The 13,569-nt window shown below is 68.4% G+C and carries 14 protein-coding genes and 5 pseudogenes; 9 read left to right on the forward strand and 10 right to left on the reverse strand.

Going from position 1 to position 13,569, the window contains the following annotated elements; genetic code table 11:
• Positions 1 to 160: 160 nt before the first annotated feature.
• A pseudogene (locus IE262_RS39070) lies at positions 161 to 307 on the forward strand (hypothetical protein); the annotation flags it as partial.
• Between the two features lie 495 nt (positions 308 to 802).
• Here the strand turns inward: IE262_RS39070 and IE262_RS00010 are convergent.
• Positions 803 to 1,336: an AAA family ATPase gene (locus tag IE262_RS00010; RefSeq protein ID WP_189871527.1), complete on the reverse strand. Its 534-nt coding sequence runs from the start codon at positions 1,334 to 1,336 to the stop codon at positions 803 to 805.
• Between the two features lie 348 nt (positions 1,337 to 1,684).
• Between IE262_RS00010 and IE262_RS00015 the strand changes: the two genes are divergently transcribed.
• Positions 1,685 to 2,059: a hypothetical protein gene (locus tag IE262_RS00015; RefSeq protein WP_189870274.1), complete on the forward strand. Its 375-nt coding sequence runs from the start codon at positions 1,685 to 1,687 to the stop codon at positions 2,057 to 2,059.
• Positions 2,060 to 2,217: 158 nt separating this feature from the next.
• Positions 2,218 to 2,493, forward strand: a complete 276-nt coding sequence (locus tag IE262_RS00020; protein WP_189870276.1) for a hypothetical protein — start codon at positions 2,218 to 2,220, stop codon at positions 2,491 to 2,493.
• Positions 2,494 to 2,599: 106 nt separating this feature from the next.
• On the opposite strand, the gene IE262_RS40095 is transcribed toward IE262_RS00020, so the two are convergent.
• On the reverse strand, positions 2,600 to 2,728 hold the full coding sequence (locus IE262_RS40095; RefSeq protein ID WP_268249551.1) for a hypothetical protein: 129 nt from the start codon (positions 2,726 to 2,728) through the stop codon (positions 2,600 to 2,602).
• Positions 2,729 to 3,215: 487 nt separating this feature from the next.
• On the opposite strand from IE262_RS40095, the gene IE262_RS00025 reads away from it, so the two are divergent.
• The 3 genes and pseudogenes from IE262_RS00025 to IE262_RS00035 all read left to right on the forward strand — a co-directional run bounded on the left by IE262_RS00025 (position 3,216) and on the right by IE262_RS00035 (position 4,503).
• Positions 3,216 to 3,797 (forward strand): zinc finger domain-containing protein, encoded by a 582-nt coding sequence (locus tag IE262_RS00025; RefSeq protein WP_189870278.1) that lies wholly within the window; start codon positions 3,216 to 3,218, stop codon positions 3,795 to 3,797.
• Between the two features lie 55 nt (positions 3,798 to 3,852).
• A pseudogene (locus IE262_RS00030) lies at positions 3,853 to 3,990 on the forward strand (IS256 family transposase); the annotation flags it as partial.
• Positions 3,987 to 4,503, forward strand: a pseudogene (locus IE262_RS00035) (GNAT family N-acetyltransferase). The pseudogenes IE262_RS00030 and IE262_RS00035, both read left to right, overlap by 4 nt.
• A gap of 247 nt (positions 4,504 to 4,750) precedes the next feature.
• On the opposite strand, the gene IE262_RS00040 reads toward IE262_RS00035, so the two are convergent.
• Genes IE262_RS00040 through IE262_RS00055 form a run of 4 tightly spaced genes read right to left on the reverse strand, consistent with a single transcriptional unit; the run spans position 4,751 to position 6,841 of the window.
• A complete protein-coding gene (locus IE262_RS00040) occupies positions 4,751 to 5,224 on the reverse strand; it encodes a GNAT family N-acetyltransferase (protein ID WP_189871529.1) in 474 nt (157 codons plus the stop codon).
• A 26-nt stretch (positions 5,225 to 5,250) separates the two neighbouring features.
• Complete coding sequence (locus IE262_RS00045; protein ID WP_189870281.1) at positions 5,251 to 5,670, reverse strand: arsenate reductase ArsC; 420 nt, start codon at positions 5,668 to 5,670, stop codon at positions 5,251 to 5,253.
• Complete coding sequence (locus IE262_RS00050) at positions 5,667 to 6,452, reverse strand: aquaporin (protein WP_189870283.1); 786 nt, start codon at positions 6,450 to 6,452, stop codon at positions 5,667 to 5,669. The genes IE262_RS00045 and IE262_RS00050 overlap by 4 nt, the downstream gene beginning before the upstream one ends.
• Positions 6,449 to 6,841 (reverse strand): ArsR/SmtB family transcription factor, encoded by a 393-nt coding sequence (locus IE262_RS00055; RefSeq protein ID WP_189870285.1) that lies wholly within the window; start codon positions 6,839 to 6,841, stop codon positions 6,449 to 6,451. Before IE262_RS00055 ends, IE262_RS00050 begins: the two co-directional genes overlap by 4 nt.
• Before the next feature lie 89 nt (positions 6,842 to 6,930).
• Between IE262_RS00055 and IE262_RS00060 the strand changes: the two genes are divergently transcribed.
• Entirely contained in the window at positions 6,931 to 7,437 is a 507-nt protein-coding gene (locus IE262_RS00060; protein WP_189870287.1) for an ArsI/CadI family heavy metal resistance metalloenzyme, read from the forward strand.
• A 27-nt stretch (positions 7,438 to 7,464) separates the two neighbouring features.
• On the opposite strand, the gene IE262_RS00065 is transcribed toward IE262_RS00060, so the two are convergent.
• The 3 genes and pseudogenes from IE262_RS00065 to IE262_RS40685 all read right to left on the reverse strand — a co-directional run.
• The gene (locus tag IE262_RS00065) at positions 7,465 to 7,761 is read right to left on the reverse strand and encodes a hypothetical protein (protein WP_189870289.1); all 297 of its coding nucleotides are present in this window, start codon (positions 7,759 to 7,761) and stop codon (positions 7,465 to 7,467) included.
• Positions 7,762 to 7,993: 232 nt separating this feature from the next.
• Positions 7,994 to 8,398 (reverse strand): hypothetical protein, encoded by a 405-nt coding sequence (locus tag IE262_RS00070; protein WP_189870291.1) that lies wholly within the window; start codon positions 8,396 to 8,398, stop codon positions 7,994 to 7,996.
• Positions 8,399 to 8,635: 237 nt separating this feature from the next.
• Positions 8,636 to 8,869: pseudogene (locus IE262_RS40685) on the reverse strand (transposase); the annotation flags it as partial.
• Here IE262_RS40685 and IE262_RS40690 point away from each other — a divergent pair.
• Positions 8,757 to 9,718: pseudogene (locus IE262_RS40690) on the forward strand (IS701 family transposase). The pseudogenes IE262_RS40685 and IE262_RS40690 sit on opposite strands and share 113 nt — an antisense overlap.
• A gap of 260 nt (positions 9,719 to 9,978) precedes the next feature.
• Here IE262_RS40690 and IE262_RS00085 read toward each other — a convergent pair.
• Positions 9,979 to 11,634: a glycoside hydrolase family 43 protein gene (locus IE262_RS00085; RefSeq protein ID WP_189870293.1), complete on the reverse strand. Its 1,656-nt coding sequence runs from the start codon at positions 11,632 to 11,634 to the stop codon at positions 9,979 to 9,981.
• A 410-nt stretch (positions 11,635 to 12,044) separates the two neighbouring features.
• On the opposite strand from IE262_RS00085, the gene IE262_RS00090 reads away from it, so the two are divergent.
• Complete coding sequence (locus tag IE262_RS00090; protein ID WP_189870295.1) at positions 12,045 to 13,067, forward strand: LacI family DNA-binding transcriptional regulator; 1,023 nt, start codon at positions 12,045 to 12,047, stop codon at positions 13,065 to 13,067.
• Positions 13,068 to 13,569 lie beyond the last annotated feature (502 nt).

Genomic DNA, 13,569 nt, shown 5'->3' on the forward strand with positions numbered 1-13,569 from the left:
TCACACGTCAGTGATCGCCGTCACCCGTCCCCAACCTCCGTGGACAGAACACCTAGGCCGGACGGTCCCGGGTGTGGTTCCCCACCCCGTACGACATGCAGCTCGCCTCCGAGTGGCCCGAGCTGCGCGGGCGCCGGCCTTCGAGGACGGTGTCCGATCTGTGCCGGCCGCTGGACTGGATCCCGAGGTCCACCACCCGGTCGGGAGCGGCGAAGCCGTCATCCCCGACGCCCTCCTGTACTACCGGCGCGGCACCGCCGACGGCGACAACTGGTCGATGCTGCGGGCGTTCGTCGAGGTCGACTGGGCCACCATGGGCCCCGAACGCCTCGCCGCCAAGCTCACCGCGTACGAACGCCTCCACCGCTACGTGCCCGTGATGCCGGGGCGCCGCCCGACTCTCCAGGAACCGGCGGTGGAGGAGTGGCGACGGCGCTACCCGCTCCCTCGCGTCCTGTTCGTCCTGGACGGCACCGGACCCGCCGGTGTCGAGAACCGGATCCGCGCCCTGCGGGCGGGCGCCGGGCTGCTGGCCCGCTTCCCGTACGACGTCCCTGTCCTCTCGGCGCCGCTGGCCGACCTGCTCCACCACGGCCGCTCCGCACCCGTGTGGTGCCCCGCCCACACCCCGACCAGCGAGTCCCCTGGAGCTCCGGGCATCGGCAGACATGAAGCGCCGCCGCCGCGGGGAAAGCGTCGGCAGTGCGCTGACCAGCCATGGTCGGGGCTGGGCATGGCATGGCCGTACCCGTGGTCGGCTTCATGGTCGGGGCGGGGCCGACGTGTTGCAGCAGTGCTCCAGTCAGCGGTCCACGGCGGGCAGGTGAGCCAGGCCGGTGTCGAGCAGGATGCGGTCGACGGTCTCGTGCAGTGCGCTGTCGGCGCCGATGACAGTCTCGGTGCCGCCAGGCAGCACATCGCGCGGCCGGTACCAGTCGCGCAGCTGCGTCTCGCTGACGTCGTCGGCGATCGGCTTGGTGGCGTGCCGGGCGAGGGTTTCGCCGAACGGGACGTCCAGGTAGTAGCCGTGGGTCGGGCCGCGGTGGTCGGCGCACAGTTCGGTAAGCATGTCGCAGTAGCGGTCGGCGTAGAGGATGCCTTCGACGACGACGTGGAATCCAGCGTTAAGGGCGTAGCGGGCGGTCAGGTCGATCAGGCCGATGTTCGCCGCTCCCGGCCGGTCGCGTTCGCGGAGCATGATGCGGCGGAGGTTGTCCTGGCCGACCACGGCAAGGCCGCGGCCGAACCTCTCGCGCAGGCCGGCCGCGACGGACGACTTCCCCGAGGCGCTGTTGCCGCGCAGCACGACCAGCCGGGTTTCTTCGGTGCCCACCATCACGGCGGTCGGCATGCCCAGTTTCGGCCCCTCAATCGGTCGGGAGATCTGATCCTGGGCAATCGCGACGATCCAGTAAGTTGCCCTGCAGAGTTGGTTGTTGGAGCGAGGACAGGGGAAGCTAACGTGGAAATTGCCAGCCTGGTCGTGGCGATCATTGCCGCACTCATCTCCGTGGCCTCGGCCTACGCAGCTTGGAGGGCCACTCGGCCCAAGCCCAAGCTCTCGGGGTCGATCACTACGACATGGGGCGTGGGTGTCACCTCGTCGGTCCCTGGAGTGCCTTCAGGGTCAGCTGTTGGCCTCCACGTCGTCCTGACCAACGCATCCTCGCACCCAGTCCACCCGATGGAGTTCCGGCTGGAGGTTCGGACGGTGGCTGGGTGGCTTCCCGGCAAGCGTCTGCAGAACTGGCAGGCCACCCTGCCTGAGCTCAGCTTCGACAATCACGTGGCCACCATGACCTACGACCACCTGATCGACTGGCCGCCGCGTCCAGTGCACCATGGGGCGCCCCTCATGGGATTTCTCTACTACCTCGTTCCCAACCTGGCGGACGAGGCGGACGTCGAGGAATACCGGGTCACAGTGACAGACGTGTTCGGAGGGTCGGTCCAGTTCACCACGACGGCGGCGGAAGTCGCTGCATGGAAGGCGAGCGATGATGGACTGACACTGCTGGAGCTGATGACGCAGGCAGGGGTCCCGGTGCGGACCGTTTGACCGCAACATCGGCAGGTTCGGATAAGAAGGCGCACCCACCTTCTCCGAGGTCCTCCCCCGCCTCACCGAGGCCCTGGCCGGGCGCCGGATCGTGATCTACAACCGGGAGTACGACACCGGACGGCTGCTGTGGGTGCTCCACCTGCACCACCTCGCCCATGGCCCGGTCGACCTGGCCAAGCAACCGCTACGGCACCCGGCTGCACCCGGCCGCGCAGGCCTGGCTGGACCCGCAGACGTGGGAGGAGTGCGCGATGGAGCAGTACGCCGCCTTCTACGGCGACTGGCACGACTACTTCGGCAGCTACACCTGGCAGAAGCTAGGCGGCGGACACCGGGCACTGGGCGATACACGTGCCGTCATCCGGCGGCTGGAGGAGATGGCCGCCTACCCCAACCCCTTCAACCACGCAGAGGAGACCGCCGCAGCGTGACAACAGCGGCCACGTCCGGCTATTTGGCCCTGGGCCGTGTCCGATAGGTCGGTGACGAGTTGGGCTTCGCGCTTTGACAAGCGGGCGTACGTCTTTCACGGCACCGTCACCGTTGCTGCTTGTGCGCGTCGAAGTGCGCCTTCTGACCGCGGTAGAGGACGAACGCCTGGGACGTTGCGACCGTCGACGGAATCGCCATGATCCCGCCGTCCAGGTAGGCCGCACCATGGCCCACTGCCCAGGCCTCCGTCTCGCGCGCCTGGGTCGGCGTGCCGTTGGTGAGGTTGACCAGAGTCCGGCCGCGCAGAGCGTCGGCGGCGCGCCGAAGGATCGCGTCTCTGACGTCATAGTCCAGCAGACAGACGAGTGTCAGCGGGCTGCTGTGTTGTCCACAAGTGCTCCCGATGGTGTGCTCGCGTGATCAGATGCTGCCTTCCGTTCACCTTCGGCGCGGCACTGACGTCTCACAAGTACGCACAAAAAAGTGCGTAGCTACCTACGGGTGCGTAAGGGAAGGACGCCCTGTGCCCGTGAAGCGATTCACGGGCGGCATTTTCCACTCCCGGCTGGGGCAGCAGCAGCCGGGCCAGACCCGTTCGACTTGGCCGCATGACCCATCAGACAGGCCCTAGGGTGATCTCCTACCCGTCCCTCTGCCGCCTGGAGGAGCGCATGAAAATCCTTGAACGGGCCCTGCCCGTCACGCAGTTACCGGAGGCGTCGTGAATCAGGCTGACCAGTGGGAGCAGCAGCGCCCGCGGCTCCGCTCCGACGAACTGGGACTGCGTGTCCGGGCCTGGTATCGGAACGTGGCCTGTCCGAACTGTGACGCGCCCATCGGCCGCGCCTGCCGCACCGCCGCCGGCAACCCCACCGACCACCACCGTGCGCGCCGTGACGCCGCAGGATCACCCCCCTATCTGCAGTGGTGGGAGGAAGGGTTGATCCAGGAGCTCCCGGAGATCTTCAAGGGCAGCTTCACCGCGCGCCAGCAGTTCAACATCGACCAGCCCTTGGGCGACGCCGCGGCGATCGTCCGCCACGTCCTGGCTGCACGGCTCGGCTTCGCCCTCGCCGACGAGTCCACACTCGACCGGCTCGATGACGCGGCGCATGCTCTGGTCCTCGCCCGTGGGCCTACAGGAAGCGCTGACCTGGTGACAGTCCTGGCCACCCAGGTAGCCAGACTCGCCAGCCACATCGCCGGACCGAACGCCCCGGACGCGGTGTTCACCGGCCTGATCCGTGAACAGATCGACCGCGCGCGCCAGCAGCAGAAGGCGCGCAAGAGCGCCTCCGCGTAGACCGCTCCAGCACTACGACGACACTCCGCCCGCCGCGCCCCAGCATCCGAGGAAGATGGTCTTCAAACTCGTCGAGTCCGCCCAGCAGCGGTGGCGGGCCGTGAACGCGCCCCGCCTCGTCGCCCTCGTCCGGGCCGGCGCCCGCTTCGAATGCGGCCAGCTCGTCGAACGCCCCGAGGCGGTCGCAGCGTGAGCACCCTCGCGGCCCAGGCCATCAGCACCAGCAGGCTGGACCTGCTGCCGCTGCATCTCGAACACGCCGAGGAGATGGCCGCGGTGCTGTCCGATCCGGCCCTGCATACCTTCATCGGCGGAACTCCGGACGCACCGCAAGCCCTGCGCGCCCGCTACCGGCGCATGATCGCGGGCTCTCCCGAGCCGGCCGTGTCCTGGCTGAACTGGGTGATCCAGCTTCGTCACGAGTCCTGCCTGACGGGCACCGTTCAGGCGACGGTCAGCCCCTCCGGCCACGGCCCATCGCCGAGATCGCCTGGGTGGTGGGACTCCATGGCAGGGAAGAGGCATCGCCACCGAAGCAGCCCGGGGACTCGTCGCTTGGCTCGGCCAGCAGCCAGTGCACACCGTCATCGCCCATACCCACCCCGAACATCGGGCATCCGCCGCCGTCGCCCCTGCCGCCGGGCTCACACCCACCGACGAATGGCACGAAGGAGAAATCCGATGGCACCGGAGCATCAGACGATAACGTCAACGATCCACAGGTCTTGACTATTACTCGGAGCAGCCGGTGCGTTCCACCCAGTCCCGCTCGACATCCTCACCCGAACAGTCGAAATCGCCGACATTTCTCCGGGGGGCCGCAAGCGTGCGGTTCGAGTTAACGCAGCGCAGAAGCGGTCGGGACGACCATAGCGGGTGCAACAGATGTGGTGCACGGATGTCGTGGCCGATTCACTCTGCGGACGGACCGCTGGTTCGGATTCGTCGGCTACTCAGAGGACGGCGGGGCTGCGGCGTTCGATGAAGACGACGTCGCGCCAGGTGCCGAGGTGTTTGCCGAGGCGTTCGCGGGTGCCGACGATGCGGAAGCCGGCTTTGGCGTGGAGGGCGAGGCTGGCGGTGTTCTCAGGGAAGATGCCGGACTGGACCGTCCAGATCCCGGCTGCGTCGGTGGACGCCAGCAGCGCCTGCAGAAGGGCGAGGCCGATGCCGCGGCCGCGGGCGTCAGGATGGACGTAGACCGAGTGCTCGACCACGCCCGCGTACGCGCGCCGGCCGGAGACCGGCACGACGGCGGCCCAGCCCACGACCCGGTCGCCGTCATCGAGGGCGACCAGGCGGTGCTCTGGCAGCCGGGAGGCGTCGAACGCCTCCCAAGTGGGCGCGGTGGTCTCGAAGGTGGCGTCGCCGCTGTCGATGCCGAGCTGGTAGATGTCCAGCACCTGCTTGGCGTGCTCGGGGACCATCGCGGCGATGCGCGGCCGGGCGCCGGTCACGCGGCGGCCTCGACGCCAAGCTCGGTGAGCAGGCCGCGGATCAGTTGCTCGATCTGGTCGCGGATCGGGCGTACGGCGGCGACGCCCTGGCCGGCCGGGTCGTCCAGCTTCCAGTCGAGGTAGCGCTTGCCGGGGAAGTAGGGGCAGGCGTCGCCGCAGCCCATGGTGATGACCACGTCGGAGGCCTGCACGGCTTCGGTGGTGAGCACCTTCGGTGTCTCGGCGGAGATGTCGATCCCGACCTCGTTCATGGCCTCGACCACGGCCGGGTTCACGGTGTCCGCGGGGGCGGAGCCGGCCGAGCGGACCTGGACGCGGTCGCCGCCGAGGTGAGTGAGGAAGGCAGCGGCCATCTGCGACCGTCCGGCGTTGTGGACGCAGACGAACAGTACGGACGGGACGGCGGGAGTGCTCACGATCGGGTTCCTTCGACGGGGAGGGGCAGTTGCTGGGCAGGGGCGGAGGCGGCGGAGCGGTGCTCACCGTGCGGGACGACGACGTCCTCCGCGACGGGTGTGGGGCGGCCGAACAAGACGGCGACCAGGGCGAGGCCGACGGCCAGGCCGACGAGCTGGGCGGCGATGAACGCTGGGACCGAGCCGGGGGCGATGCCGGCGAAAGTGTCGGTGAAGGCCCGCCCGACGGTCACCGCCGGGTTGGCGAACGACGTACTCGATGTGAACCAGTAGGCGGCGCCGATGTAGGAGGCGACCGCGACGGGGGCGAAGCGCGCGCGCTCGGTGCGGGCCAGGCCGAAGATCAGCAGGATCAGGCCGGCGGTGGCCACGACCTCGCCCAGCCACAGGTGCGGGGCCGAGCGGTCGTGGCTGGACCAGCGCACCAGTGGTTCGGCGAACATCGCGTTGGCCAGCACGGCGCCGCCGATCGCCCCGGCGATCTGCGCGGGCAGGTAGGCCGCGACCTCGCGCGGGGTCGGCCCGTCGCCTCCGCGGCGGCCGGTCCACCAGGCGGCCAGCGTGACGGCGGGATTGAAGTGGGCGCCGGAGACCGGGCCGAGCAGGGCGATCAGCACGCCGAGGCCGAAGACGGTGGACAGGGAGTTGGCCAGCAGCTGCACGCCGACGTCCTGGGAGAGCTTGGTGGCCTGGATGCCGGAGCCGACCACGACGGCGACCAGCGCGCCGGTCCCGACGAACTCGACCGCCGAGCGGCGGCCAAGTGGAGCTATCTCGGTCATGCCGTGGCCTCAGCGGTCGATGGGAGCGCGCCGGCCGGGGTCTGGAGCAGCGAGGAGAGCTTGGCCAGGGCGGCGGGCAGCACCCAGTAGTAGACCCAGGTCCCGCGCCGTTCGGATCCGACCAGGCCGGCCTCACGCAGCACCTTCAGGTGGTGGGAGATGGTCGGCTGGGAAACGTCGAAGGGGCCGGTCAGGTCGCAGACGCAGGCCTCGCCGCCCTCGTGTGAGGCGATCAGTGACAGCAGGCGCAGCCGGACCGGGTCCGACAGGGCCTTGAACATCCGCGCCAGGTCGACCGCGGCCTCTTCGCCCAGCGGCTCGCGGACCATCGGTGAGCAGCACGCCACCGCGTCGTCCTGGCCGAGCACCACCAGTTCTGATTTCGACATGCGTCTATGTTGACGCCTATCTAATCGAGTGGCAAGCTCGGGCTATATCGATGGTCATCGATTCAGAGTCTGGATCTGGGAGGTCCATCATGTCCCGTGTTCAGCTCGCTCTTCGCGTCGCCGACCTGGAAGGCTCGATCGTCTTCTACTCCAGGCTGTTCGGCACCGAGCCGGCCAAGCGCCGGCCGGGATACGCGAACTTCGCCATCGCCGAGCCCCCGCTCAAGCTCGTCCTCATCGAGGGCGAGTCCGGCGAGGACACCCGCCTGGACCACCTCGGCGTCGAAGTCGCCACCACCGAGGAGGTCACCGCCGCGACCGCCCGCCTGCAGGAAGCCGGGCTGGCGACCTTCGAGGAGAACGACACCTCCTGCTGCTACGCGCTCCAGGACAAGACGTGGGTGACCGGCCCCGGCAACGAGCCGTGGGAGGTCTACGTCGTCAAGGGCGAGGACGACACCCTCGACAAGGCCGACAGCGCGCCGGGCGCCTGCTGCGGGACCACCGCATGCTGCACCCCGGACGAACAGGCCATCGACCCCTCTCAGAGCCCCGCCGAGGCCAAGGCCGCCGCCGGGTGCGCCTGCGGAAGCTGACCCGCGCGCGCAACCACTCGGCCAGGCCTACTCAGGACCGCGGCCCAGGCGCTCGCGGATGGCCCGCCGCTCGACTTCCTCACGCTCCAGCATCCGCCGGTGCACGAGCGGGTCGCGGTGCGCCTCGTTCGCCTCGCGCACGATCGCGGCCAGGATGTCCGGCGGCAGGGCCTCGGCCTGGGTGGTGGCGGTGCCGGAGAACGAGCGCCGGTCGGTCGCCTTCGGCGGGGCCGTCGGCAGGTTGTAGGCGGCGACCTGTTCGGGGGTGACGGCGACCCGCTCGAACTCCACCTCGGCGCCTGCGGCATCCGCGAAGGCGCTCACGTCCTCGGCGGGCGCGTTGAACAGGTGCTCGCCGCTCGGGTCGTAGTCGCCGACATTTCTCCGGGGCTTCCCAAGTGTGCGAGATTGAGTTTCCGCATCTCAGAAGCTGTCCTGAGCGCTGTAGCGGATGCAACAACTGTGGTGCACGGAGCTGCTGCGCGTGGCTCACGGTGTCGTCGGCGAAGGTGAGCTTCACGACGGCGATGCGGCGCGGGCCACCCTCGTCGGCTGATCAGGAAACGATGATCCATACAGAGAGGGCTGCGTACGACCGGATGCCCCTCAATCGGGGGAAGCGTTCTCGCTGCCTTGCGGAACTCGCCTTCAGGGTGGCCTCGATGTTCAGATCTGGGAACTGTTCAGCGATCTTTTTGCGCAGTCCTCGCGCCTGTCCGACGTGAAACGCGCAGCGTTCATGGAACTTGAGGCAGGCGAACGCCCCGTAGAAGCCGAGCACCATCATCGGAAGCGTCACAACGAGCATGGATGGGCGGAGGCCGGTCCGAGCGATGAAGCCCAACCCTGCTGCCACAACGACGATGATGATGGTCAGCGTCGCCCGCTGGTTCTCTGTCTGGCGATCTGCGTCGCGCTGCTCTCTCCAGAGCTCAAGTAGGACATCGATCCCGTCGGCCATGCCTACCTCGCAGCGTCTAGAGCCTCACAAGCGGACCGGTCTCTAGATTAGGCCGACTGATTGATTTGGCAACGAAGCTGATATGAAGTCACCTTCCTGCCGCGCTGTCGACGTATCGTGGCCTGGGATGGACAGGCGCAGGTTTCGAGAACACCGCTGGATGCAGGCGCTGGATGAGGCCCATTGGCTCCGCCAGCGGCCCGCTCCGCCGCCGAAGCTGGCCTTCGCTGGCGTCGCGGCTTCTTCCAGGGTGCGGCGCATGCGCCATTCCTGTCCGTAGACACAGTCGCCCGTCACCCAGGCGATCGGCAGGGGTGAGGCCAGCGCCCGCAGGATCATCGCGCGGGCCAGCTCGCCCTTGGTCGCAAAGACGCGACTGTCAGGGACCTTCGCCGCCCGGCAGCGGTCCGCATCCGAGGTCCACGACTGCGGCAGATACAGCTCCCGGTCCACCAACGCTCTGCCCTTCGCCGCCTACAGCACTGTCCAGGGACGGGCCCTGGTCGACCGCGAGCTCTACCTGCCCAAGTGCTGGACCAAGGACCGAGAGCGGTGCCGGGAAGCGAAGATCCCCGACGAGCGCACCTTCGCGACCAAAGGCGAGCTGGCCAGGGACATCGTCCGTCGCTGCCTGGCCGCCGGCCTGCCCGCCACCTAGGTGACCGCCGACGAAGCCTACGGACAGGACTCTTCCTTCCGCCGCCTGCTCGAACAGCTCGACCTCGGCTATGTCGTGGCGGTGCCGAAGTCCCAGCAGATCAAGTCCCTGGCCGGCATCTGGCGCATCGACCAGCTCATCGCCGAAGCACCCGAGGACGCCTGGCAGACCCTGTCCTGCGGCGACGGGGCCAAGGGCCCACGCGTCTACGACTGGGCCGCGGCCAAACTGCCCGCCAACATCGCCGACCCGGACCGCCCACCCATCACCGCTGGGTGATGGCCCGCCGCAGCCTGTCCAACCCCAGCGAGCTCGCTTACTACCTCGCCCACGCACCCGTCGGCGTCGAGATCGCCGATCTGGCCCGCATCGCCGGCTCACGCTGGGCCGTCGAGGAGTGCTTCCAGGCCGCCAAGAACCAGTGCGGCCTGGACGAATACGAAGTCCGACGCTACGTGGGCTGGTACCGCCACATCACCCTGGCCATGCTCGTCCACGCCTTCCTTGGCGTCCTCGCAGCCCAGACCCAGGACACCGCAAAGGGGGCAGCAGAAACGACACCACCAGCCTCATCCCCCTCACCGTGGCAGACATCCGGCGCCTACTGGACACTCTCCTGCCCCACCCCAGACCCCACCAGGACCGACGACTCCACGCACTAAACTGGTCCCACTGGCGCAGACACCACCAAACCATCGCCCGCCGCTGCCACTACCGAAGAAGAACCAGCTCAGGACACGATTTCTAACTGGAGTACTAAGAGCTTACGCAGCGACACGGCGTGACTCCGTGTGGTGTGGGGGGGGGATGGACATGGACATGTACCTCATCCTTTCCTCGGGGCGAAGGCGCCGTCAGACGTCTGTGCTCGCTGCCCTCGGTCATGCGAACGTCCGGCGGGACCACCGGGGGACGACCGCGTTCAGGGCGTGGTCAGTTCGAAACGGCTGACGGTCACGGTGCCGCCGAGTGCCTGGGTGGCGTGGTTGAAGATGGCGTAGCGGTAGCCCATGAAGAACTGCCAGGCGTTGTTGAGAGTGAAGGCGGGGCCGAGGGTGGTGTAGGTGGTGCCGTTGGTGCTGTAGGAGAAGCGGGCTTGGCGGCCGGTGCCGGGGCGGATGTCGGCGGCGGCGCGCAGCCAGACGCGGGTGCCGGTGATGGCTGTGGTGGCGCGTTCGGTGCCGGTGCCGGTGGTGTTCCAGTTGCCGTCCATGGTCAGGCCGTCGACCATGACCAGGCGGGTGGTGCCGTTGTCGCGTTTGAGGCCGATCCAGGCGGAGGAGTCGCGGAGCATGGCGAGGCCTGCTCGGTCGCCGTCGCGCATCTGGGCGTGGTCGAGGGTGATGGTGGCGGTGGAGGTGGGGCCCTGGATGCGGTGGGTGAGGGTGTTGCGGGCGGCGTAGAGGTCGTTGGTGACGGTGGCGGTGGTCAGGCGTAGGCCGTTGTTGACGGACCATCGGCCGTTGTCGGGGTTGTGGTTCCACTCCCAGGCGGGTTTGAGGGTGGTCCCCTGGAACGTGTCGACGCCGGTGAGGGGTTCGACCTGACGGGGTGGCGGGGGGAGGTTGGGGGTGGTGTAGGTGGTACCCCAGGTGCCGTTCACGAGTTGCAGTTGGGGCCAGCCGTCGGATGTCCAGGTGACGGGGGCGAGGGCGGGGACGCGTCCGCCGGGGTAGGCGTCGACGAAGGCCATGTAGTACCACTGGCCGTTCTGGGTCTGGACGAGTCCGCCCTGGTGCGGGACACCGCCACCGGGGATCGGCCCTGGCAGGTTGAGGAGGACCTGACGCAGGGTGTAGGGGCCGAAGGGACCCGAGGTCGACTTGAGAATGTACTGCCCGTTGGCCGGGCGGGTGAGGAAGATGTAGTAGTTCCCGTTGATCTTGTAGAAGCGGGAACCCTCCAGGGTTCCGATACTCGCCGGAGTGGAGAACACCTGCTGGGAGCGGACCTCGCTGCGGGCGTCCGGAGAGAGTTGGGCGACGCTGATCTGGGAGTTGCCGTAGGCCACGTACAGGGTGTTGTCGGTGTCGACGAGCAACCCGGCGTCGTAATAGACGTTCGGCAGGTCGGCGTGCCGGGCCCAGGGACCCTCGACCGACGTCGCGGTGTAGATGTAGGTCCGGGCGAAGTCGATCTGGCCCAGCCAGTAGAACGTGCGGTTGCCCGGCCGGTAGGCCAGCGACGACGCCCAGACGCCCCTCACGTAGCCACGCCCGCCGTTCAGGTCGTACTTGGCCCCGAAGTCCAGACGTGGCACCGAGTGGCCGGCGAACTCCCAGTTGACCAGGTCGTAGGAGCGCAGGATCGGCGCACCAGGCGAGTAGTGCATCGTCGAGGCCGAGTAGTAGTACGTGTCACCGACCCGGATGATGTCGATGTCGGCGAAGTCCTGCCAGATCACTGGATTCGTGAACGAGGCGGCGGCCACTGGAGGCTCCTGGGTCGCCGCACGAGGTAACGCGGCGTGTGCCGACCGCGCGTTGCCCAATGGCATCGCGAATCCCGCGACCAGTCCGGTGGCGGTGGTCAGCATCCCCCGGCGACTGGGGAAGTGGGGCTGTGCGGATGCGGACATGGGGATCACTCTTCTCGGCGTGGGGGGTTGGAAGGCCGGGGGCGCGGCGTGGTGCACAGTTGCTGCTCCGAGCGCCTGGACCGTCTCCATCGGGCGTTCACTTCGGGCGTCCCGTACGTCGAACTCGAAGGGGCGTGCTCGTCATGCCTCGTGGACCTCGTCGGATTGATGGAGGACGAGGCCGGCACCCAGGGAAGATATGGGAGCGCTCCCATTACGGTGCGCACAGAAAGATCCCTCTCTACCGCAAGCTCCTGAGCGAATGATTAAGGGGAGTTCTACCGATCGTTATGGCGGTGAGAGGACCGTAGAAGTACACCCTTGCGCCGTCAAGCCCTCGCGAGGGCCTCGTCGGGTGAGGGGAGTACTCTCTTCGAAAGGATCGGAAACGGGCCAGTACACTGCCCCTTATGTCCTCAGACGACGGCCGCCAGGGCGAACCGCTGACCCTCGCGCAGATCGCGAAGCGCGCAGGGGTCTCCGTGGCCACGGTCTCCAAGGTCGTCAACGGGCGGGCCGACGTGGCCCCGGCGACCCGGTCACTGATCGAGGACATCATCCGCCGGCACGGATACCGGCGGCAGAAGGCGACGGGGCCCGCCGCCCTGCTCGAACTGGTCTTCCACGAGGTACGCGGCCCCTACCCGACCGAGATCCTCCGCGGCGTCCAGCGAGTGGCCGTGGAACACCAACTGGCCGTGGTGGTTTCCGAGTTGCGGGGCAGACACACCCCGGAGCAAGGCTGGGTCGCGGGCGTGCTGGCCCGCCGCCCGACCGGTGTCATCTCGGTGTTCTCAGGACCCAGCGACGAGCAGGCCGAACAACTACGCGCCCGGGGCATACCGTTCGCGCTCGTCGACCCGACCGGGTATCCCGACCACAATGTCCCGTCGGTGAGCGCCAGCAACTGGAGCGGTGGACTGTCGGCGACCCGACACCTCCTGGAGCTCGGGCACCGGCGCATCGCCGTCATCACGGGTCCGGAGCACGCCCTGGCCGGCCGGGCCAGGCTGGACGGCTACCGGACCGCCCTCGACATGGCCGGCATTGCGATCGACCCCACCCTCGTCCGCGTCGGCGACTTCCAGATCCTGGACGGGCTCAAGCACACCCGGGACCTGCTACGTCTCCCGGAGCCGCCGACCGCCGTCTTCGCCGGCAACGACGGCCAGGCACTCGGCGTCTACCGCGCGGCGGTCGAAGCGGGCGTACGCGTTCCCGAGGACCTGAGTGTCGTCGGATTCGACGACCTCTTCCCAAGCCAGTGGCTCACCCCGCCACTCACCACCGTGCGCCAACCGCTCGCCGAGATGGCCGCCACCGCCGCCGACATGGTGATCACCCTCGCCCAGGGCCGACCGCTTGAGCGCGGACGTGAAGAGCTCGCCACAGAGCTCGTCATCCGTGAGAGCACCGCTCGCTTTCGGCACTGACAATCGAACCTTGTCGGAGGTGTTGACGCCGCCCGCACTCTGCCTGTCGTCCATGCTTGTCTGACAGTCGACAGTCGTTCGATATGCCGAACGACTGTCGTCGCAGGTGGATCGCTCGATGCCCATCCCGCAGGCCGACACACCACTGTCACGCACCACTTCATCCCGTTCCGGTGAGGCTGCGCCCAGGCGACCCAGAACGCGAGACGTCCGATGTACCGTGCGTCGCCGTGTGGTCAGCCCCTCGGACTACACCCCTGCGGCATCCGTGCCTGTCGCACGCTGCGAAGCGCGTTTGCGCGCCACACGCGCGGCCGTGGCTCTCCAGTTCGGCTCGGCACCGACGATGGCGCTGACCGCCGCGCCCGCCCGGTCACCATCGGGGTGTGCGAGTACGTCTGAAGCCGCGGCAGCCGCCGGCTCGTCACCCGGATCTCCTACCGCCGGCACACAGGGCGGCGACCCGGAAAGTTGCGCACCGCTGGGCCGTGCGGCCCCGGCG

Source organism: Streptomyces bluensis (genome assembly GCF_014650715.1).
Classification (GTDB): domain Bacteria; phylum Actinomycetota; class Actinomycetes; order Streptomycetales; family Streptomycetaceae; genus Streptomyces; species Streptomyces bluensis.